The sequence below is a fragment of the Streptomyces niveiscabiei genome (assembly GCF_033794345.1).
GTDB lineage: Bacteria > Actinomycetota > Actinomycetes > Streptomycetales > Streptomycetaceae > Streptomyces > Streptomyces niveiscabiei.
In genome coordinates this window covers 155,045-174,668 of record NZ_JARAYJ010000002.1, presented here as the reverse complement: position 1 = coordinate 174,668, position 19,624 = coordinate 155,045, and the positions used below count along the sequence as shown (strand labels likewise).

Annotated in this window: 20 protein-coding genes; 13 read left to right on the top strand and 7 right to left on the bottom strand. The window is 72.5% G+C overall.

The genetic code is table 11. From position 1 onward, the window contains the following. Nucleotides 1-16: 16 nt before the first annotated feature. The 6 genes from PV682_RS03050 to PV682_RS03025 all read left to right on the top strand — a co-directional run bounded on the left by PV682_RS03050 (nucleotide 17) and on the right by PV682_RS03025 (nucleotide 6,488). On the top strand, nucleotides 17-1,051 hold the full coding sequence (locus PV682_RS03050) for an IS701 family transposase (RefSeq protein WP_319723687.1): 1,035 nt from the start codon (nucleotides 17-19) through the stop codon (nucleotides 1,049-1,051). 56 nt (nucleotides 1,052-1,107) lie between these two features. After that, nucleotides 1,108-1,980 (top strand): arylamine N-acetyltransferase family protein, encoded by an 873-nt coding sequence (locus tag PV682_RS03045; RefSeq protein ID WP_319723685.1) that lies wholly within the window; start codon nucleotides 1,108-1,110, stop codon nucleotides 1,978-1,980. Next, nucleotides 1,980-3,554 carry a class I adenylate-forming enzyme family protein gene (locus tag PV682_RS03040; RefSeq protein ID WP_319723683.1) on the top strand — a complete coding sequence of 525 codons (1,575 nt, stop codon included), beginning with the start codon at nucleotides 1,980-1,982 and terminating at the stop codon, nucleotides 3,552-3,554. The genes PV682_RS03045 and PV682_RS03040 overlap by 1 nt, the downstream gene beginning before the upstream one ends. Nucleotides 3,555-3,771: 217 nt before the next feature. Then, nucleotides 3,772-4,221 carry a carboxymuconolactone decarboxylase family protein gene (locus PV682_RS03035; RefSeq protein ID WP_319723681.1) on the top strand — a complete coding sequence of 150 codons (450 nt, stop codon included), beginning with the start codon at nucleotides 3,772-3,774 and terminating at the stop codon, nucleotides 4,219-4,221. Next, complete coding sequence (locus PV682_RS03030; RefSeq protein WP_319723678.1) at nucleotides 4,218-5,195, top strand: bifunctional class I SAM-dependent methyltransferase/NUDIX hydrolase; 978 nt, start codon at nucleotides 4,218-4,220, stop codon at nucleotides 5,193-5,195. The genes PV682_RS03035 and PV682_RS03030 overlap by 4 nt, the downstream gene beginning before the upstream one ends. 114 nt (nucleotides 5,196-5,309) lie before the next feature. Next, on the top strand, nucleotides 5,310-6,488 hold the full coding sequence (locus tag PV682_RS03025; RefSeq protein ID WP_319723676.1) for a phosphodiester glycosidase family protein: 1,179 nt from the start codon (nucleotides 5,310-5,312) through the stop codon (nucleotides 6,486-6,488). Nucleotides 6,489-6,560: 72 nt separating this feature from the next. Here the strand turns inward: PV682_RS03025 and PV682_RS03020 are convergent, their stop codons facing one another. The 6 genes from PV682_RS03020 to PV682_RS02995 form a co-directional block, all read right to left on the bottom strand. Continuing rightward, the gene (locus PV682_RS03020) at nucleotides 6,561-6,755 is read right to left on the bottom strand and encodes a hypothetical protein (RefSeq protein ID WP_055718429.1); all 195 of its coding nucleotides are present in this window, start codon (nucleotides 6,753-6,755) and stop codon (nucleotides 6,561-6,563) included. Between the two features lie 101 nt (nucleotides 6,756-6,856). Continuing rightward, complete coding sequence (locus PV682_RS03015) at nucleotides 6,857-7,723, bottom strand: phosphatidylinositol-specific phospholipase C/glycerophosphodiester phosphodiesterase family protein (RefSeq protein ID WP_319723673.1); 867 nt, start codon at nucleotides 7,721-7,723, stop codon at nucleotides 6,857-6,859. A gap of 157 nt (nucleotides 7,724-7,880) precedes the next feature. Then, complete coding sequence (locus PV682_RS03010) at nucleotides 7,881-8,954, bottom strand: acyl-CoA dehydrogenase family protein (protein ID WP_319723671.1); 1,074 nt, start codon at nucleotides 8,952-8,954, stop codon at nucleotides 7,881-7,883. After that, complete coding sequence (locus PV682_RS03005; protein ID WP_319723669.1) at nucleotides 8,951-10,177, bottom strand: acyl-CoA dehydrogenase family protein; 1,227 nt, start codon at nucleotides 10,175-10,177, stop codon at nucleotides 8,951-8,953. Before PV682_RS03005 ends, PV682_RS03010 begins: the two co-directional genes overlap by 4 nt. Continuing rightward, complete coding sequence (locus tag PV682_RS03000) at nucleotides 10,174-11,133, bottom strand: NADPH:quinone oxidoreductase family protein (protein ID WP_319723667.1); 960 nt, start codon at nucleotides 11,131-11,133, stop codon at nucleotides 10,174-10,176. Before PV682_RS03000 ends, PV682_RS03005 begins: the two co-directional genes overlap by 4 nt. Before the next feature lie 79 nt (nucleotides 11,134-11,212). Beyond that, nucleotides 11,213-11,797: a helix-turn-helix domain-containing protein gene (locus PV682_RS02995; protein WP_319723665.1), complete on the bottom strand. Its 585-nt coding sequence runs from the start codon at nucleotides 11,795-11,797 to the stop codon at nucleotides 11,213-11,215. Between the two features lie 88 nt (nucleotides 11,798-11,885). On the opposite strand from PV682_RS02995, the gene PV682_RS02990 reads away from it, so the two are divergent. The 7 genes from PV682_RS02990 (at nucleotide 11,886) to PV682_RS02960 (ending at nucleotide 18,396) form a co-directional block, all read left to right on the top strand. Then, the gene (locus PV682_RS02990; RefSeq protein ID WP_319723663.1) at nucleotides 11,886-13,418 is read left to right on the top strand and encodes an ATP-dependent DNA ligase; all 1,533 of its coding nucleotides are present in this window, start codon (nucleotides 11,886-11,888) and stop codon (nucleotides 13,416-13,418) included. Continuing rightward, nucleotides 13,415-13,891, top strand: coding sequence for an NUDIX domain-containing protein (locus tag PV682_RS02985; RefSeq protein ID WP_319723661.1), 477 nt, complete (start codon nucleotides 13,415-13,417; stop codon nucleotides 13,889-13,891). The genes PV682_RS02990 and PV682_RS02985 overlap by 4 nt, the downstream gene beginning before the upstream one ends. Continuing rightward, nucleotides 13,888-15,273, top strand: coding sequence for an NADP-dependent succinic semialdehyde dehydrogenase (locus PV682_RS02980; protein WP_319723659.1), 1,386 nt, complete (start codon nucleotides 13,888-13,890; stop codon nucleotides 15,271-15,273). The genes PV682_RS02985 and PV682_RS02980 overlap by 4 nt, the downstream gene beginning before the upstream one ends. 24 nt (nucleotides 15,274-15,297) lie before the next feature. Continuing rightward, on the top strand, nucleotides 15,298-15,534 hold the full coding sequence (locus PV682_RS02975; RefSeq protein WP_063786263.1) for a DUF6213 family protein: 237 nt from the start codon (nucleotides 15,298-15,300) through the stop codon (nucleotides 15,532-15,534). 92 nt (nucleotides 15,535-15,626) lie between these two features. Continuing rightward, nucleotides 15,627-16,676 carry a type III polyketide synthase gene (locus tag PV682_RS02970; protein WP_319723655.1) on the top strand — a complete coding sequence of 350 codons (1,050 nt, stop codon included), beginning with the start codon at nucleotides 15,627-15,629 and terminating at the stop codon, nucleotides 16,674-16,676. Next, complete coding sequence (locus tag PV682_RS02965; RefSeq protein ID WP_319723653.1) at nucleotides 16,673-17,878, top strand: cytochrome P450; 1,206 nt, start codon at nucleotides 16,673-16,675, stop codon at nucleotides 17,876-17,878. Before PV682_RS02970 ends, PV682_RS02965 begins: the two co-directional genes overlap by 4 nt. After that, nucleotides 17,875-18,396, top strand: coding sequence for a cupin domain-containing protein (locus tag PV682_RS02960; protein ID WP_319723650.1), 522 nt, complete (start codon nucleotides 17,875-17,877; stop codon nucleotides 18,394-18,396). The genes PV682_RS02965 and PV682_RS02960 overlap by 4 nt, the downstream gene beginning before the upstream one ends. On the opposite strand, the gene PV682_RS02955 is transcribed toward PV682_RS02960, so the two are convergent. Continuing rightward, on the bottom strand, nucleotides 18,393-19,619 hold the full coding sequence (locus tag PV682_RS02955) for an acyl-CoA dehydrogenase family protein (RefSeq protein WP_319723648.1): 1,227 nt from the start codon (nucleotides 19,617-19,619) through the stop codon (nucleotides 18,393-18,395). The genes PV682_RS02960 and PV682_RS02955 overlap by 4 nt on opposite strands. Nucleotides 19,620-19,624 lie beyond the last annotated feature (5 nt).

Sequence of the window (19,624 nt, the reverse complement as noted above, 5' to 3'; positions counted from 1 at the left end):
TCCCCCAGGAGACCCCATGCGCACGCTCCTTCACGAAGACGTGGCCCGGGACATGTACGCCACCGTGTTCGCCTCCCTCCCCCGCCGCGACCAGCGCCGACGGGCCGAGGAATACGTACAGGGCCTCCTCAGGACCCCCGGCAGGAAGTCGTTCCGCAGCATCGCCCAGCACACCGGGGGCGACTCGGCGGCGGAGCAGCGCCTGCACCACCTGGTGACCGGTTCCACCTGGGACTGGCGCCCCGTACGGACCGCCCTCGTGGAGTGGCTCGCGGCGACGAACCCCCTGTCCGCCTGGGTGGTCCAGCCGATGCCGTTGCCGAGGAACGGTGAACGCCCCTGCGGCACCCCCCGGTGCCGGCAGTCGTTCGGCGTCTGGTTCGTGGCCCCGAGGGCGGTCACCCCGGTGGCGTGGCGCCTGTACCTCCCGGACGACGACACCGTGCCCGAGGAGACGTACGAGGACGCGGTGACGGCGGCGGTCCTGGAAGCGACGGGATCCGCCCCCACCCCGAAGCGCCCCGTGGTCCTGGACGTGGGAGGCATCGACACCCCGACCGCCCTCACGCACCTCCCTCTCGCGGAGCTCCCGACGATCGCCCGCACCCGGCCCGCGACTCCGGTACGGATGGCGGACCCGGCGCTGCCGGGCTACGGCGCGGGCACCCGCACGGCGCGGGAGACGCTCGCGGCGGTGACCTCCCTGCGCCGCCCGGTGGAATGGCACGACGGCGCGCCGGCCCCGTCCGTCTCCCTCGCCGCGGCGGTCCCGGTGACGACTCCCGCCCGCAGACCGGCACTTCTGCTGGGCGAATGGCCGGATCCCCGCAAACCCCCAGCGAACTTCTGGGTGACGAACATGCGCCTCCCCGCCCCGGTCCTCCTGCGCCTGACGAAGCACACGGACCGGGTCACCCGCACGGCCGTGACCAGGGCCCGGCAGACGGGACTGCGGGACTTCGCGGGCCGCTCGCTGACGGGCTGGCACCGTCATCTGACCCTCGCCTCGGTGGCCTGCGCGGTCGCCGCGTTCCCCCCGCCGGGGACCTGACGAACTGCTTTCGGCCGCGTTGCCCGGCACCGGACCCCCCTCGGAGGATCCGGCGCATGGCCACGGACCGCACCGTACTCACCCCGTCACCGCCGAGGGACCCGCAATGGGGCGGGCACCTGCTGGATCTCGCCGCCTATCTGCGCCGGATCGGCCACCCGGCCACCCCCACGACACCGGAGTCCCTGCACCGCGCGCACCGGGCGACGATCGCGTTCGAGAACGTGGACGTCGCCCTGGAGCGCGGCATCTCCCTCGAACTCCCGGACATCCAGCGGAAGCTGGTGACATCCGGCCGGGGCGGCTACTGCTTCGAGCACAACCTCCTGTACGCCGCGGCCCTGGAGGCGACCGGCGTCCCGGTGACCCGCCTCCTGGCCCGGGTCCGCCAGGGCAGGAAGCTGATCCGCTACCGCGCCCACACGACGCTCCTCGTGGACATCGACGGCGAGCGACACCTCGCGGACGTCGGCTTCGGCGCCGAGGGCCTCCTCGCCCCGCTCCCCTTCGCCGACGGCGCGACCCACGCCGAGGGCGGCTTCGCCTGGCGCCTGGTCCGCGAGGGCGAAGCGGACTGGGTGCTCCAGTCCCTGCACGCCGACGGCTGGTTCGACCTGTACGCGTTCCGCCTGGAACACCACCACGCGGTCGACTTCGACGTCTCCAACCACTACACGGCCACCCACCCGCGCTCCACGTTCACGGGCAGGCTCGTCGCGATGCGCGGCGACGCGCACAGCCAGCAGACCCTGATGAACAGCCGGCTGACGACCCGGTACGCCGACGGCCGCACCGAAGAACGCGAGTTGACCGGCGACGAGGTGATCCGCGCCCTGCGCGAGACCTTCGCGATCCGGCTGACCGACCCCGACGCACGGCTGCTGACGCAGCGGCTGTCCACCACCTTCGCAAGCCCCCAGGAGGGATGATGGCGCTCCACCTGCCCGCCAGCAAGAAGCCGCTGAGGCTCGGGCTGATCCCGGAGGAGGCCGCGGCCCGCAACCCGGGCGTGCCGGTCACCCTGGACCACGACATCGACACGGTCCCGGAGGCGGGCCGCGAGCTGACGTTCGCCTCGCTCGCCGACCTCGTCGACGACCTGGCCGCGCGGCTGTGGGCCGCGGGCGTCCGGGCGGGCGAGCACCTCGCCCTGTACAAGACGCACAACTTCGACATCTACCTGCTGGCGTGCGCGGCGTCCCGGCTCGGCGCGGTGCCGGTCCTGCTGTCCCCGGCGCTGGACGGCACGACGGTGCGGGCCCTGCTCGACCGCCTGGAGCGCCCGGGCCTCCTCACGGACGAGGCCAAGCTGAGCGACGAGCTGGCGGACCTGCCGCTCGCCGAGTCCGCGTCCCGGGTGATCGTCCCGCGCGGCGACCGCCCCGGCACCGTCTCGCTGGAGTCGCTGGCCGGCGCCCCGCGCCGTACGCCGGTCCGGCTCGACGGGGACCAGCCCGCGCTGATGACGCACACGTCCGGCACGACCGGCGTACCGAAGCTGGTCGTGCACACGGCCCTGTCCCTGCGCGGGCGCTACCGCCCCCAGGAGCAACTGGTCGCGCTGATCCGCAACCGGGAGACGTACGCCGTGCACGTGTCGTTCGTGCACTCGCGCATGTACATGGCGCTGGCGGTGATGCTGGAGCACGGCATGCCGATCGTCGTCATCGACGACAGCGAGCCGGAGCGGGTCGCGCCGCTGCTGGCCCGCACGAAGCCGGGGATCGTCGAGACGCACCCCAACACCTTCGTGGAGTGGGAGGAGTTGGTCGAACACCCGCTGCGCCCGCTGTCCAACGTCAAGTACTACAGCGGCACGTTCGACGCGATCCACCCGCCCACGATCCACAAGCTGCTCTCCGCGTCCCTGCGCCGAGGCCCGATCTTCTTCCAGTTCTACGGGCAGAGCGAGTGCGGCCCGCTCGTCGCGCGCTGGTACACCCGCAAGAACGCCCTGACGGCGAACGGCCGTTGCCTCGGCTACCCGCTGCCGGGCATGACCCATGTGCGGGTCGTGCCGCGTGACGGGCAGCGGCCGTCGAAGAAGACGCCGGGGTTCATCGAGGTGATGAGCGACGGCCGGGCGATCACGTACTACGCCGAGGACGAGCGCTATCGGCAGGAGTGCAACGGGCGTTGGTGGCGTACCGGCGACGTCGGCTACCGGGACCGGTGGGGGCGGGTGCACGTCCTGGACCGGGCCGTCGACGTCATCGAGAACGTCGACTCGACGCTGGAGGTCGAGGACGCGGTCCTGGGGCGGCTCGACGAGCTGATCGAGCTGGTGCTCGTCGCCGGGCCCGCGGGCGATCCCGTGCCGGTGGTGTGCACGAAGAACAACGTGCCGCTGGACCACGCCCGTTGGCGGCGCGCGGTGCGGGACTTCCCGCAGCTCTCCACGCCCGTGCAGATCCCGCTCGCCGAACTGCCCCGGACGGCGACGATGAAGGTGCAGCGGCTGGAGCTGGCGCGGCGGCTGCGGGAGCGCCTCGAACCGGCGTAGATCTCTCAACACGCGAAGCCCGCCCCACAGTTGTGGGACGGGCTTCGTCTCGGAGCGCTGGGCAGGCCTTGCACCTGCATTTCCCCGCAGGAAGCGGGGCGTCTTTCCTTGGACCACCAACGCATCGGCCGTTTCCCCGAGTTGGGGCGCTGGCCGCAAGATCAATCATAGGCCACGGGGAGGGGTGGTCGCGACCGGCCCGTGGTTGGATCGTCCCGTGACGCGACGGATCTACATCGACAAACAGAGCCCGAAGGCGTACCACGCCCTCGTCCAGACCTCGGAGGCCGTACGGGCGACGGCCGCCGACGCCGGTCTGCCCCGCACGCTCGTCGAGCTGGTCAACCTCAGGGTGTCCCAGCTCAACGGCTGCGCCTTCTGCCTGGACGTCCACACGAAGGCGGCCCTGCGCGAGGGCGACACCCCGCGCCGCCTCGGCGTCCTCGCGGCCTGGCGGGACACCGCGCTCTTCACCCCCGAGGAGCGCGCGGCCCTGGCCCTCGCCGAGGTGACGACCCTGACCGCCGACACGGACGCCCAGGAGGCCGCGTACGCCGAGGCGCGCGAGGTGTTCACCGACGAGCAGCTCTCGGCGGTGATCTGGGTGGCCGTGACGATCAACGCCTTCAACCGGGTGTCGATCATGAGCAAGCACCCCGTCCGGTGAACTGGAGCTCGCTCGGCGACCTCACCGGCCGCCGCGTCCTGGACCTCGGCTGCGGCACGGCCGACGACGCCGCGCACCTGGTCGAGACGTACGGCGTGGAGGTCGACGCGGTCGACGCCTCGGCGTCCCTGATCGAACAGGCCCGCGCGCGGTACGGGCACCTGCCGGGGCTGCGGCTGATCGAGGCCGACCCCGTCGAGCACCTGCGGCGCGAGCCGGCGGCGTACGACGTCGTGTACGCGGCGGGCTCGCTGCCGTCGGCCGATCCGGCGCGGCTGTGGCCCGCGCTGGCGACCGCGCTCGCCTCCGGCGCGGTCCTGTCCTTCTCGGTGCCGCACACCGACACGGACGACACCGGCCCGGACGGCACCGGACCGGCCGGCGCGGGCGGGGACCAGCTCCTCGAACCGGCCTTGTGGGAGCGGCTGTTGAGCGATCACGGCCTGGTCGTGGACCACGTGGGGACGGCCGGCCCGCACCGCGTCGTCCGCGCCCACCGCCCCCTGCGGACCGGCTCCCGCCCCCGGACGAACCTCCCGCCCGTCCCGCACGCGGCGATCGGCGTCGGCGCGATCCTGTACGGCCCCCGGGGCCTCCTCCTGGGCCGGCACCGGCGCGGGACCTGGGAGCTGCCCGGCGGCACGGCGGAGCCCGGCGAGTCACTGACGGCCACGGTGGTACGGGAGTTGCGGGAGGAGACCGGCATCGAGGCGGACCCGGACGACGTACGGCTGCTCGGGACGCTGCTGGACGACGTGGACGGGGTGGTCCGGATGACCGTCGGGGCCGTGGTGGGCGCCTGGCGGGGTGAGGCCGCCGACCAGCCCGGCGAGCGGGTCGGGGACTGGCGCTGGTACCCCCTGGACCGGCTGCCGCCGTCGCTGTTCGTGTGCAGCGCGCAGTCCCTGACGGCCTGGCGTCCCGGGCTGCCGATCGACCACGCCCCGGCCCACTTCACGCCCTACGCCGAATAGCCCTCGCACACCTGTCCTCCTCTCACCCGTTCTCGTGGGTTGACCTCGTATTCCCCGGTCCGCGCCCCCTCGCCGTACGAGCATTCCGGCAACGGACGAGCGAGGGGGCGACGGATGAGACGGCTGACCACGTTCCTGACGGTGTGCGCGACGGTGGCGGGCGCGGCGTTCGCGGGCGCGCCACCGGCCGACGCGGCGGTGGCCCAGGGGGTGACGTACCGCCAGTACGACATCCGGGGCGCGGCGGGGACGGCGCACGCGCACGTCCTGAGCGTCGACCTCACCGACGCGCACGTCCGGCTGGGCCTGCTGTACCCGGGGGTCGTGGCGGGCCGGGCGCCGGTCTCCCGGCTGGCCGACGCCCAGGGCGCGCTGGCCGGGGTCAACGGGGACTTCTTCAACATCACCGAGACCCAGCACCCGGGCGTCCCGGCGACCGGCGCGAGCGTGGGCCCCGCGGTGGCGGACGGGGAGTTCCTGAAAGGCGCGGTCCCCGACGGCCAGCGCTTCGGCCCCACGCCCCCGGCGGCCACGACCACGCGTGACGTCGTCGGCGTCGACCGCGAGGGCCGCGCCCGCCTCGGCACGCTCCCCTTCACGGCGACGACGAACACGGGCCTGCCCGTCTCGGGCCTCAACCAGTACGCGCTGGCGCAGAACTCCGTCGGCGCGTACACCTCCCGGTGGGGCGACACCCCGCGCACCCGGGCGACGTGCGGCACGGACCTGGACCGGGGCGCGCCCTGCGCGAGCGACACGTACGAGGTGACGGTGCGCGGCGACCGGGTCGTCTCGGGCTCCCCGGCCCCCGGCGCCGGGTCCATCTCCCCCGGGACCACTGTCCTGCTGGGCCGGGAGAAGGGCGCGCGACAACTCCGCGCACTCGTCAAGGGCCAGTACCTGTCGGTGCGTTACCCCTACGAGGTCCAGCACCCCGCGTTCCGCTTCGCGGTGGGCGGCTACCCGGTCCTCACCGCCGGCCGCCCGCTCCCCGGCCTCGACGACCGGACGTCCGCCGTCCGCACGGCGATCGGCATCTCCGGGGACGGCCGGCACGTCCACCTCTTCGCCCTTGACGGCGGGGCGGCGTACCGCACAGGCCTGACGGTGGCGGAACTGGCGCAGGCACTGCGGAAGTTGGGGGCGACGGAGGGCTTCAGCCTGGACGGGGGCGGGTCGACGACGCTGGTTCTGAGGCAAGCCGGGCAGAACGGAACAGCGGTCCTCAACCACCCGTCAGGCGGGACGGAACGTCCAGTACCCAACGGCGTGGGTGTCTTCGAACGCCGATAGGGGCGCGGGGCTGTATCTGTTTGCAGCTCCGCTGCGGGGCGCGACCAGCCACAAGCCACCCGCACCCGAAACTCAAGGCCGAATCCCCGCCACCAGATCCGCCGTCGCCGTCAGTCCACTGTGAATCGTCGGCGCGATCCGCGTCCCCGCCAGGAAGAACCCCAGCAGCAGGCACGTGACCACGTGCGACACCTTCAACCCCCCGTTGCGGACGAACACCACCACCAGAATCAGCAGCAGCACGACCAGGGAAATGGACACGGCCAACGCCAACCTCCTCCACTACGTCCGCTTTCGCGGCGTTCGGCCGCAAGTGTGACGTAGCGGAGAGGCGCCCCGGCGGAGTGACCTGTCCCTCGAACGGGTGGTTACGCGGCCTGGTGGGTGTCGAGGAAGGCTTCGAGCCCGGCGAGGTCGTCGGTGTTGAGGTAGTCGACGCCGGCGGCGAGCAGCTCGGCCCAGAGGGCGTCCCGCGCGGGCCCGGCGACATCGGGCGTGGCCCAGAAGCGGACCTTCTGCCCCCGCTCGTGCGCGGCGGAGACGATCCCGCGCAGCCGCTGCCGCTCGGCCTCGGGGAAGGAACCGACGCCGAGCCAGGTGAAGTTGAGGGTCCAGTTGTCGCTGATGAGGGGGATGAGGGAGGCGGGCGCCGCGCTGCCGAGGTCGGCGAGGCGGCCGTCGTAGAAGGCGCGCCGGAAGGTCTGCGCCTCCAGGGGCCCGCGTGCGGCGCGGTCACCGGAGACGACGGCGGTGACGGCGCCCTTGCGGACCCGGCCGTGGGCGTACGTGGTGAACAGCCCGGGGTAGCGCCGCAGATGGCGGTCCAGCTCCAGGTACGTCGAGGACCCCTCGGTCTTGATGTCGATGAGGAGCTGGACCGGCCCCCGCCAACCCCGGTACACGGAACCGTGGTTGGCGCGCACGCGGGCCGCGAGGGGCTCCAGGTAGAGGGATTCGAGCGTCCGGGCGGGGTCGAGGTCGCCCACCTCGTGGCCGATGAGCAACTGGTCGCCGACGAGGAAGATGTCCGCCTCGACGCTGCCGAACCGGTGGTCGAGCGCGTCGAAGAGGGGCCGGGTGTGCTCGTAGTCGTTGTGGGCGTGCGCGCGCCACAGCGGCTCCCGGCGGCCGGGGTGCCGCTCGGCGGCGAGCGCGCTGACGCCGGGCAGGGCGACGGTGCTCGCGAGGGCGGCGCCGAACGCGCCGAGGGCTCTGCGACGGGTGGTGAGGGCCATGCGCTGCTCCCTGTCTCGTGGGGGTCCCCCGCGAGTATGCGGGCGTGGACACCTCAAGAGGAGGAAGCGGTACAGGAGTTGGCCGGACGTTCACCGGGACGGAGAGAGGCAACGGAAAAGCCCGCCCCAGGTGGGACGGGCTTCACCGAACAGGAACCTACGGCGCCTGGAGGTCGACGAGTCCGGCGAGAGTCGTCCGGTGCGCGCCGGCCGTCCCGTACGCGATGGAGTCGGCCTTGGCCCGCTTCAGGTAGAGGTGGGTCGGGTGCTCCCAGGTCATGCCGATGCCCGCGTGCAGTTGCAGCGCCTCCTCGACGGCGCGCACGGCGACCGGCGAGGCGTACGCCTGGGCGACCGCGACGGCCACCTCGACGTCCTCGCCCGCGGCGAGGGCGTCGGCCGAACTGCGGGCGGCGGCGCGGAGGTTGACGACCTCCAGCCACACCTGCGCGAGCCGGTGCTTGAGCGCCTGGAACCCGCCGACGGACCGGTTGAACTGCTTGCGGTCCCTGAGATAGCGGACCGTCTCGGTCAACGCCCAGTCAGCGACGCCGAGTTGTTCGGAGGCCAGCAGCCCGGCGGCCGACCGCAGCGCACGGCGCACGGCGGGCCCGGAGTCACCGAGCCGACGCCCGGGAGCGCCGTCGAGCGTGACCGTGCCCAGCGGCCGGGTGAGGTCGAAGGACGTCTGCGGGGTGACCGTCGCGTCGGCGGACTCGACGGCGTACAGCCCGCCGTCCTCCACCGGCACCAGCAGCACATCGGCGGCGGCGACGTCCGCGATCCCCGTCAACTGCCCGTGCAGACGCCCGTTTTCGAGGCGGACGACGGAGAACGCGGTGCCCGGCGCCCGGTGCAGCCCGACAGCGAGGACGCCTACGGCACGCCCCGACGCGAGCCGCTCAAGGAGTTCCGCGTCCCCGCACTCCAGGAGCGCCTCGGTGGCGACGACCGCGCTGGACAGGTAGGGCACGGGAGCGACGGCCCGGCCCAACTCCTCCAGGACGACGGCGACTTCGCGGTGCGAGGCGCCCTGGCCGCCCTGTTCCTCGGGGACGAGGAGCCCGGCGAGGCCCATGTCCCCGGCGAGCAGTTTCCACAGGGCGAGGTCGTGCGGCGCGTCCGACTCGGTGCGCGCGATGACCCCGGCCGCGTCGCAGTGGTCGGTGAGGAGGTCCCGTACGGCGGACCGCAGGGCCTCTTCCTCCTCCGAGTACAGCAGGTCGCTCATCGGGCCAGGTCCTTCCAGGCGACGTCCTTGTCGGTGCGCGGCTCGGGGGGCAGGCCCAGGACGCGTTCGGCGACGATGTTCAGCAGGATCTCGGTGGTCCCGCCCTCGATGCTGTTGCCCTTGGCGCGCAGGTAGCGGTAGCCGGCCTCGCGTCCGGTGAAGTCGACGAGTTCGGGGCGGCGCATCGTCCAGTCGTCGTACAACAGGCCCTCGGGGCCGAGGAGTTCGACCTCCAGGCCGCTGATCTCCTGGTTGAGCCGGGCGAACGCGAGCTTCATCCCGGCGCCCTCGGGTCCGGGCTGCCCGGCGGAGAGCTGCTGGCGCAGCCGGTCGGCGGTGAGCCGGGAGACCTCGGACTCGACCCACAGCTTCAGCAGGCGCTGGTGGAGTTCGTGGGTGCGCAGTTCGGGGCGTTCGCGCCAGGTCTTCGCGACCGGCCCGATCATCCCGCCCTCGCGCGGCAGCCGCATCCCGCCGATGGCGACGCGCTCGTTGTTCAGCGTGGTCTGCGCGACCCGCCAGCCGTCGCCGGTCTCACCGAGCCGGTGCGCGTCGGGGATGCGGACGTCGGTGAGGAACACCTCGTTGAACTCGGCCTCGCCGGTGATCTGCCGCAGCGGGCGCACGTCGACGCCGGGGTCGGTCATGTCGCACAGGAAGTACGTGATCCCCGCGTGCTTGGGCACGGTCGGGTCGGTGCGGGCGATGAGGATGGCCCACCGGGCGTTGTGCGCGCCGGACGTCCACACCTTCTGCCCGTTGACGACCCAGTCGTCGCCCTCGCGCACGGCGCGCGTGCCGAGCGCGGCGAGGTCGGAGCCGGCGCCGGGTTCGCTGAAGAGCTGGCACCAGACCTCCTCGCCGGTCCACAACGGCCGCAGGAAACGCCGGTGTTGCTCGGGCGTCCCGTACTTGAGGATCGTCGGCGCGGCCATGCCGAGCCCGATGCCGTTGCGCCGGGCGTCGTTGTCGGGCGCCCCGGCCGCCGCCAACTCCGCGTCCACGACGGCCTGGAGAGCGCGCGGCGCGTCCAGTCCGCCCAGTCCGGCGGGGTAGTGGACCCAGGCGAGCCCGGCGTCGAAGCGGGCGCGCAGGAAGTCGAGCCGGTCGGTGCTCGCGGGCGGATACGCGGCGAGCAACTCCCGGGTACGGCGGACGAGTTCGGCGGCATCGACCTTGGCGGCGCCCGCCCCGGCGGTGCTGCCCTTGGCGGCGTCCGTCATCCCGCCACCTCCACGACGACGCGGCCCGTGGTGACCCCGTCGGCCAGCTTCTGCACGACCCCGGCCGCCCCCGAGAGAGGCACCCGCTCACTCACCAGCGGCTTGATCGCCCCCTGCGCGGCGAGTTCGGTGAGCTGCTCGTGGCAGTGCTGGATCAGCTTCGGGTTCTTGGTGGCGTACAGCCCCCAGTGCAGGCCCAGGACCGAGTAGTTCTTCACCAGCGCGTGGTTCAGCGAGGGGCTCGGGATGGAGCCGCTGGCGAACCCGACGACCACGATCCGTCCCTCGAACGCGACGACCTTGGTGGACTGCTGGTACGCCTCGCCGCCGACCGGGTCGTAGACGACGTCGGCGCCCCGCCCGCCGGTCGCCTCCTTCACGGCGCCGACGACGTCGTCCGCGCGCCGGTCGATGACGACGTCACAGCCCAGCTCCCGCGCCACAGCGGCCTTCTCGGCTCCCCCGACGACGCCGATGACCCGCGCCCCGGCCGCCTTCCCGAGCTGCACGGCCGCGCTCCCGACCCCGCCGGCGGCGGCGTGCACGAGCAGTGTCTCCCCGGCTTCGAGGCGGGCACGCCGGTGCAGTCCGAACCACCCGGTCTGGTACCCGATGTGCAGGGCGGCGGCCTCGGCGTCGTCCAGCGACTCGGGCGCGGGGAAGAGGGCGGCCGGGTCGGCGACGGCGTACTCGGCCAGCGCCCCGAACGGCAGCACCGGGTTCCCGATGACCCGCCGCCCGTCCTCGGTCTCCCCGCACAGCTCGACCCCGGGCGTGAACGGCAGCGGCGGCTTGACCTGGTACTGCCCCCGGGCCATCAGCACATCGGGGAAGTTGATGCTGGCGGCACGCACCTTCAGCAGGACCTGCCCCTCACCGGGCGTCGGCCGCTCCACCTCGGCGAGCCGCATCACCTCGCCGGGCTCGCCGTTCTCGTGCACTTGCCATGCCTGCATGTGGTGCCTCCACGGGGGACTACGTCGTCTGACCGAGGTCACTGCGCATACTAAGCGGTCGCTTGCCGAGAGGGAACCGTCAGTTCCTCTGAGACCGGCTCTTGGGCCGGGCCCGCACATGCATCCGCTCCCCCTGCGGCCCGAACAGGCTCAGGAACTCCACCGGCCCCTCCCCCGTGGACCCGAACCAGTGCGGCACCCGCGTGTCGAACTCCGCCGCCTCCCCCGCCGCCATCACCACATCGTGCTCCCCCAGCACCACCCGCAACCGCCCCGACAGCACATACAGCCACTCGTACCCCTCATGCGTACGCGGCTCGATCCGCTCCTCCCCCTTCGGCACCAGCACCTTGTACGCCTGGAGCCCGCCCGGCTGCCGGGTCAGCGGCCAGAACGTCCGGCCGTGCCGCACGAGAGGTTCCCCCCGTACGCGCGGGTCCCCCACCGGCGGCGCCCCCACCAGCTCGTCCAACGCCACCTGATGCGCCTGCGCGATCGGCAGCAGCAGTTCCAGCGACGGTTTCCGCAGCCCCGACTCCAGCCGGGACAACGTACTGACGGAGATCCCCGTCGCCTCCGACAGCCCCGCGAGCGTCACCTGCCGCTCCTTGCGGATACGACGCAACCTGGGCCCCACCTCGGCGAGAACATCCTCGGTACTCATACCGCGCATTGCATTTTCGGCAACAGTGTTTGTCAACCCCGCAGCACTTCGGGATGTGCGCGAGCCGCCCCCGTAGGACGATGGCCTCATGCTCCTAGCCCGGCTGGCCGAGGTCTCCCGGGAGGTCGCCGAGACCTCGGCGCGCTCCCGCAAGACGGCCCTGCTCGCGGACCTCTTCCGCGAGACGGCCCCCGAGGACGTCCCCGTGGTGATCCCCTACCTCGCGGGCCGCCTCCCCCAGGGCAGACTCGGCATCGGCTGGAAGCTCCTGAGCCGTACGCCGGACCCGGCCCCGGACCCGACCCTGACCGTCACCGGCACGGACGCCCGCCTCACCGCCCTCGGCAAGGTCGCGGGAACTGGCTCCCAGGCCGAACGGGCCCGCCTGCTCGCGGAGTTGATGGCACAGGCCACGGCGGAGGAACAGCGCTTCCTGCGGGGCCTGCTGACCGGCGAGGTCCGCCAGGGGGCCCTGGACGCGCTCGCGACGGAGGCCCTGGCCCAGGCAACTCAGGCGCCCCCGGCGGACGTTCGCCGGGCGGTGATGCTGGCGGGCTCCCTGCAACCGGTGGCCCAGGCCCTCCTGGCCGACGGCCCACCGGCTCTCGCGGAGTTCCGGCTCACCGTGGGCAGACCGGTGTTCCCCATGCTGGCCCACACCGCGACGTCGACGGAGGAAGCCCTCACGAAACTGGGCCCATGCGCGATCGAGGAGAAGCTCGACGGCATCCGCGTCCAGCTCCACCGGGACGCCTACGAGATCCACGTCTACACCCGCACCCTCGACGACATCACCGACCGCGTCCCCGAACTCACGGACATCGCACGCGAGTTGAACAGCACCGCCTTCATCCTGGACGGCGAGATCCTCGCCCTTGACCCGACGACGAACCGCCCCCTCCCCTTCCAGGAGACCGCCGGACGGGTCGGCTCCCGCGTCGACGTCACGAAGGCCGCCGCGGCCACCCCCCTCTCGCCCGTCTTCTTCGACGTCCTCTCGGTGGACGGCCGCGACCTCCTGGACCTTCCCTACACCGACCGCCACGCGGAACTCGCCCGCCTGGTCCCGGAGCCGATGCGGGTCCGCCGCGACCTCGTCACCGACCCCGGCCCCGCCGCGGCCTTCCTCGCGCAGACCCTGGCCGACGGCCACGAGGGCGTCGTCCTCAAAGCCCTCGACTCGCCCTACAGCGCGGGCCGCCGAGGCACCTCCTGGCTCAAGGTCAAGCCCGTCCACACCCTCGACCTCGTGGTCCTCGCCGTCGAACGCGGCCACGGCCGCCGCACCGGCAAGCTCTCCAACCTCCACCTCGGCGCCCGCACGGCCGACGGCGGCTTCGCGATGCTCGGCAAGACCTTCAAGGGGATGACCGACGCGATGCTGGCCTGGCAGACCGAACACCTCGGCGCCCTGGCCGTCGCCGACGACGGCTGGACCGTCACCGTACGGCCCGAACTCGTCGTCGAGATCGCCTACGACGGCCTGCAACGCTCCTCCCGCTACCCGGCCGGCGTCACCCTGAGGTTCGCCCGCGTCGTCCGCTACCGCGAGGACAAGCGCCCCGAGGACGCGGACACCGTCGAGACCGTCCTCGCCGCCCACCCGGAGGTACGGCCGTGAAGCGCAGCGCGGGCCTGCTCCTGTTCCGGCGCCGGGACGGCCGTACGGAAGTGCTGCTCGGGCACATGGGCGGGCCGCTGTTCGCGCGCAAGGACGCGGGGGCGTGGACCGTGCCGAAGGGGGAGTACGGCGACGGCGAGGCGCCCTGGGACGCGGCGCGGCGGGAGTTCCGGGAGGAGCTGGGTCTTGAGCCGCCCGACGGGCAGGCCCTCGCGCTCGGGGAGGTCCGGCAGGCGGGCGGGAAGCTCGTCACCGTGTGGGCGGTCGAGGCGGACCTCGACCCGGCGGCGGTCGTCCCGGGGACGTTCCGGATGGAGTGGCCGCCCAGGTCGGGACGGTTCCGGGAGTTCCCCGAGCTGGACCGGGGCGCCTGGTACGGCCTCGACGAGGCGCGCGGGCTCGTCGTACCGGCCCAGGCCACGTTTCTCGACCGCCTCGCTGAGCACCCGTCCCCCGAAGGAGGCCCACCATGACCATCGCGACGGTGAACCCGGCGACCGGCGAGACCCTCAAGACCTACCAGCCCATGGACGCCGAGGAGGTGGAACGGCGACTGCGCCTCGCGGAGGGCGCGTTCCGGGCGTACCGGACGACGTCGTACGAGGAACGCGCGCGGTGGCTGAACTCCGCCGCCGACCTCCTCGACGCGGACCGGGGCGACATCGCCCGGACCATGACGACCGAGATGGGCAAACCCGTCGTGCAGGCCCGCGCCGAGGCCGCGAAGTGCGCGAAGGCGATGCGCTGGTACGCCGGGAACGCGGCGGCGCTGCTCGCGGACGAGGTCCCGGCGACCGCCGACGTACGCGACTCCGGCGCGGAGCGCGTCCTGGTGCGCTACCGGCCGCTCGGGCCCGTCCTCGCGGTCATGCCGTGGAACTTCCCGCTGTGGCAGGTGATCCGGTTCGCGGCGCCCGCGCTGATGGCGGGGAACGTCGGTCTCCTCAAGCACGCGTCGAACGTCCCGCAGACCGCGCTGTACCTGGAGGACCTGTTCCGGCGCGGCGGATTCCCCGAGGGGTGTTTCCAGACGCTGCTGATCGGGTCGGGCGGCGTGGACGAGGTGCTGCGCGACGAGCGGGTGCGCGCGGCGACCCTCACGGGGAGCGAGCCCGCCGGGCGGGCCGTCGCCTCCGCCGCCGGGGACATGGTGAAGAAGACCGTGCTCGAACTGGGCGGCAGCGATCCGTACGTCGTCATGCCGTCCGCCGACCTCGGCCGCGCGGCCGAGGTCGCGGTGACCGCGCGCGTCCAGAACAACGGGCAGTCGTGCATCGCCGCGAAGCGGTTCATCGTGCACGCCGACGTGTACGAGGGGTTCGTCGAGCGGTTCGTCGCCGGGATGGAGGCGCTGCGGGTCGGGGACCCGCTGGACGAGGAGACGCAGGTGGGGCCGCTGGCGAGCGAGCGGGGGCGGGCCGACCTGGAGGAGCTCGTCGAGGACGCGCGGCGGGGCGGGGCGCGGGTGCTGTGCGGGGGTGTGCGGCCGGAGGGCGACGGGTGGTTCTATCCGCCGACCGTTCTCACGGACGTGGGGCGGGAGCTGCGCATCCACCGGGAGGAGGCGTTCGGGCCGGTCGCCGTGGTGTACCGGGTGCGGGACGTGGACGAGGCGATCGCCGTCGCCAACGACTCGCCGTTCGGGCTGAGTTCGAACGTGTGGACGCGGGACGCGGGCGAGGTGGCGCGGTTCACCGACGAACTGGAGGCCGGCGGGGTGTTCTTCAACGGCATGACCGCCTCGCATCCCGCGTTCCCGTTCGGCGGGGTGAAGCGGTCCGGGTACGGGCGGGAGCTGTCCGGGCACGGGATCCGCGAGTTCTGCAACATCACGACCGTTTGGCACGGTGTGTGACGGTTGCGCGGTTACGATCAGGGCGTGAACCGGGAAGTGACACTGCCTCTGATCGTCGACGACCGGGGGGATCTACAGGTGGCGGCGGCCGACGTGAGCAAGCTGCTGCGCACGCTGGGCGGGAGGTGGCTGCACCTCGTCGAGGGCGGGGAGTCGGGGTGGGACGAGGAGACGGTGGCCGACCTGACGATCGAGCTGGCGAAGCTGGCCGACCGGATCGACGTGGCGTGCATCGCGCACAGTAGCGGGCGGTCCTCGTAGGGGGTCGCTGGAATGGAGTAGTTCCGCGCGAGATCGCCTGTCCCCCGAGTGATCGTGAGGGGAGCATCCCCTGGCGAAAGCAGGATCCGGTCATGGCTACTTTGTGCAGGCCCTCGGTGTCGGTGCCGGAGTATGTGATCACGATGGAGGAGACCCTGGAGCTGGCGCGGGAGCGGCACGCGGATCATCCTCAACTGCCGTTGGCACTGCGGCTGATAGAGAACACGGGGGTCAGGACGCGGCACATCGTGCAGCCCATCGAGGAGACGCTGAAGCACCCGGGGTTCGAGGAGCGCAACCGGGTCTACACAGCCGAGGCGAAGGCGCGGGTGCCGGCCGTGGTGCAGCGGGCGCTGGACGACGCGGAGCTGCTGACGTCGGACATCGACGTGATCCTGTACGTGTCGTGCACGGGGTTCATGATGCCCTCGCTGACGGCGTGGCTGATCAACGAGATGGACTTCGACCCCTCGACCCGCCAGATACCGATAGCGCAGCTCGGTTGCGCTGCGGGCGGCGCTGCGATCAACCGGGCGCACGACTTCTGCACGGCGTATCCGCAGGCGAACGCCCTGATCGTGGCCTGCGAGTTCTGCTCGCTGTGCTACCAGCCCACCGACCTCGCGATCGGCTCCCTGCTGTCCAACGGCCTGTTCGGCGACGGCATCGCGGCGGCCGTCGTGCGCGGCCGGGGCGGCGAGGGCATCGCGCTGGAGCGCAACGGCTCGTACCTGATCCCGAAGACCGAGGAGTGGATCATGTACGACGTCCGGGCGACCGGCTTCCACTTCCTCCTCGACAAACGGGTCCCGGCGACGATGGAACCCCTGGCGCCGGCCCTCCAGGAGCTGGCCGGCACGCACGGCTGGGACGCGGCCGACCTGGACTTCTACATCGTGCACGCCGGAGGCCCCCGCATCCTCGACGACCTGAGCAAGTTCCTCCAGGTCGACCCGCACGCCTTCCGCTTCAGCCGCGCCACGCTCACCGAGTACGGCAACATCGCGAGCGCCGTCGTCCTGGACGCGCTGCGCCGGCTGTTCGACGAGGGCGGCGCCCCCGACCGGGCGCGCGGCCTGCTCGCCGGGTTCGGGCCGGGGATCACCGCCGAGATGGCGCTCGGACGCTGGAGCCGCGCATGACCGAGGAGACGATCGCCCAGGCGGTACGGCAGTGGCCCGCCCTGGATCTCCAGGGCACCGAATTCGACCCGGTGCTGCGGGAGTTGATGGCCGAGGGCCCGGTCACCCGCATCCAGCTCCCGAACGGCGAGGGCTGGGCGTGGCTGGTGACCCGCATGGACGACGTACGGTTCGCGGTCAGCGACCCGCGCTTCAGCCGCGAGGCCGTCATGGACCGCCCGGTGACCCGGCTCGCCCCGCACTTCATCCCCGAGCGCGGCGCGGTCGGCTTCCTCGACCCGCCGGACCACACGCGCATCCGGCGCTCGGTGGCCGCCGCGTTCACCACGCGGGGCGTCGAGCGCGTACGGGACCGCTCCCGGGCGATGCTGGACGAGCTGGTCGACGCGCTGCTCGCCGCCGGGCCGCCCGCCGACCTCACGGCGGCCGTCCTCACGCCGTTCCCGATCGCCGTCATCTGCGAGCTGATGGGCGTCCCCGCCGCCGACCGGCACGTCATGCACACCTGGACCCAGCTCATCCTGTCCTCCTCGCACGGCCGCGAGGTCAGCGAGAAGGCCAAGGCCGAGATGGGCGCGTACTTCGCCGACCTGATCGCCCTGCGCGAGAGCTCCACCGGCGAGGACGTCGCCTCGCTCCTCGGTACGGCCGTGGGGCGCGGGGACGTCACCCTCGACGAGGCCGTCGGGCTGGCCGTCCTCCTCCAGATCGGCGGCGAGGCCGTCACGAACAACTCCGGCCAGCTCTTCCATCTCCTGCTGTCCCGGCCGGAGTTGGCGGCACGGCTGCGCGCCGACCCGGCGATCCGCCCCCGGGCCATCGACGAGCTGCTGCGCTGGATCCCCCACCGCAACGCCGTCGGGCTGTCCCGCATCGCGACCGAGGACGTCGAGATCAGGGGGGTGCGGATCCGGGCGGGGGACGCGGTGTACGTGTCGTACCTCGCCGCGAACCGGGACCCCGCCGCCTTCCCGGCGCCGGACGAGATCGACTTCTCGCGCTCCCCCAATCCTCACGTGGCCTTCGGGTTCGGGCCGCACTTCTGCCCCGGCAACATGCTGGCCCGCATGGAGGAGGAGTTGCTGCTCGACGCGGTCCTGGACCGGCTGCCGGGCCTTCAGTTGGCGGTTCCCGCCGATCAAGTCCCCTTCAGGAAGGGCGCGTTGATCCGTGGCCCCGAGTCGCTGCCGGTGACCTGGTGACGGCCGGCGAGGGCCTCCTCGTACCGCCGGGGCACGGGCGGGTCGTCCAGACGCCGGCCCAGCGGGTGACGTTCAAGGTGACCGGGGAGCACTCGCGGACGGCGTCGACGTTCGAGGTGGAGGTGCCGCCGGGGTTCGACGTGGGGGCGCACGTCCACACGAAGAGCGAGGAGCTGTTCTACGTCCTGGAGGGCGAGCTGGACGTCCTCGCCTTCGAGCCGCGCATCCGCACGCCGGACAACTGGCAGCGCTGGGAGTCGAGTTCGGGCGGCCGGGTGGTGCGCGCGACACCGGGCACGGTCATCGTCGTCCCCCCGGGCTGCCCCCACGCCTTCGCGAACCCGACGGACACCCCGGCGAAGATGTTCTTCCAGGCGTCGCCGCCCCCGGATCACGAGCGCTACTTCGAGGAGCTGCTGGAGATCCTGGGGAGCGGGGGGCCGCCGGACCACGAGGCGATCGAGGAGCTGCGCAGGCGCTACGACATCGAGCAGCTCACGCCTCTGAGGCATCGTTAGCGGATGTTCATTCCGGAGAGGGTGCGGGCGATCACCAGCTTCTGGATCTCGCTCGTGCCCTCGAAGATCGTGTAGATCGCGGCGTCCCGGTGCATCCGCTCCACCGGGTACTCCCGCGTGTACCCGTTCCCGCCGAGTATCTGGATCGCCTGCCCGGTGACCGTCTTGGCCGTCTCGCTGGCGAACAGCTTCGACATGGAGCCCTCGGCGGCGGTGAACGGCTTGCCGTTGATGGCCATCCAGGAGGCACGCCAGACCAGCAGCCGGGCCGCGTCGATCTGCGTACGCATCTCGGCGAGCTGGAAGGCGACGCCCTGGTTGTCGATGATGGGACGCCCGAACTGCTCGCGGGTCCTGGCGTAGTCGAGGGCGACCTCGTACGCGGCGCGGGCCGTACCGACGGCCATGGCGCCGACGGCGGGCCGGGACGCCTCGAACGTGGCCATCGCCGCGTTCTTGACCCGCTCGCCCCCGCTCCTGGCCCGCTCGCGCGCCCGCGCGAGGCGCTCGTCCAGCTTCTCCTTGCCGCCGAGGAGGCAGGAGCCGGGGACGCGGACGTCGTCGAGGACGACCTCGGCGGTGTGGGAGGCGCGGATGCCGTGCTTCTTGAACTTCTGGCCCTGGGAGAGCCCTTCGGTGCCGGGCGGGACGATGAAGGACGCGTGCCCCTTGGAGCCGAGGTCGGGGTCGACGACGGCGACGACGACGTGGACGTTGGCGATGCCGCCGTTGGTCGCCCAGGTCTTCGTGCCGTTGAGCACCCACTCGTCCTTGGCCTCGTCGTACACCGCGCGGGTGCGCATGGAGGCGACGTCGGAGCCGGCGTCGGGCTCGGAGGAGCAGAACGCGGCGACCTTCACGTCGTTCGCGTCGCCGTACATCTGGGGGATCCAGGTGCCGATCTGTTCCTCGGTGCCGTTCGCGAGGACGCCGACGGCGGCGAGGCCGGTGCCGACGATGGACAGGGCGATGCCGGCGTCGCCCCAGAACAGTTCCTCCATGGCCATGGGGATGCCGAGACCCGTTGCGTCGAAGTACTGCTGGGCGTAGAAGTCCAGGGAGTAGATGCCGACCTTGGCGGCTTCCTGGATGACCGGCCAGGGGGTCTCCTCGCGCTCGTCCCACTCCGCGGCGGCGGGGCGGATGACGTCGGCGGCGAAGCCGTGGAGCCAGTCCCTGACCTCTTTCTGCTCGTCGTTGAGTTCCATGGTGAACTCGGCCATGACTC

What these genes read in the sequence shown, in the direction of transcription:
- PV682_RS03015 (WP_319723673.1), bottom strand. Translation starts at nt 7,723, where the DNA reads ATGGCCCTCACCACCCGTCGCAGAGCCCTCGGCGCGTTCGGCGCCGCC.
- PV682_RS03000 (WP_319723667.1), bottom strand. Translation starts at nt 11,133, where the DNA reads ATGCAGGCATGGCAAGTGCACGAGAACGGCGAGCCCGGCGAGGTGATG.
- PV682_RS03050 (WP_319723687.1), top strand. Translation starts at nt 17, where the DNA reads ATGCGCACGCTCCTTCACGAAGACGTGGCCCGGGACATGTACGCCACC.
- PV682_RS02980 (WP_319723659.1), top strand. Translation starts at nt 13,888, where the DNA reads ATGACCATCGCGACGGTGAACCCGGCGACCGGCGAGACCCTCAAGACC.
- PV682_RS02955 (WP_319723648.1), bottom strand. Translation starts at nt 19,619, where the DNA reads ATGGCCGAGTTCACCATGGAACTCAACGACGAGCAGAAAGAGGTCAGG.
- PV682_RS03010 (WP_319723671.1), bottom strand. Translation starts at nt 8,954, where the DNA reads ATGAGCGACCTGCTGTACTCGGAGGAGGAAGAGGCCCTGCGGTCCGCC.
- PV682_RS02990 (WP_319723663.1), top strand. Translation starts at nt 11,886, where the DNA reads ATGCTCCTAGCCCGGCTGGCCGAGGTCTCCCGGGAGGTCGCCGAGACC.
- PV682_RS03025 (WP_319723676.1), top strand. Translation starts at nt 5,310, where the DNA reads ATGAGACGGCTGACCACGTTCCTGACGGTGTGCGCGACGGTGGCGGGC.
- PV682_RS02965 (WP_319723653.1), top strand. Translation starts at nt 16,673, where the DNA reads ATGACCGAGGAGACGATCGCCCAGGCGGTACGGCAGTGGCCCGCCCTG.
- PV682_RS03045 (WP_319723685.1), top strand. Translation starts at nt 1,108, where the DNA reads ATGGCCACGGACCGCACCGTACTCACCCCGTCACCGCCGAGGGACCCG.
- PV682_RS03005 (WP_319723669.1), bottom strand. Translation starts at nt 10,177, where the DNA reads ATGACGGACGCCGCCAAGGGCAGCACCGCCGGGGCGGGCGCCGCCAAG.
- PV682_RS02970 (WP_319723655.1), top strand. Translation starts at nt 15,627, where the DNA reads ATGGCTACTTTGTGCAGGCCCTCGGTGTCGGTGCCGGAGTATGTGATC.
- PV682_RS03040 (WP_319723683.1), top strand. Translation starts at nt 1,980, where the DNA reads ATGGCGCTCCACCTGCCCGCCAGCAAGAAGCCGCTGAGGCTCGGGCTG.
- PV682_RS02995 (WP_319723665.1), bottom strand. Translation starts at nt 11,797, where the DNA reads ATGAGTACCGAGGATGTTCTCGCCGAGGTGGGGCCCAGGTTGCGTCGT.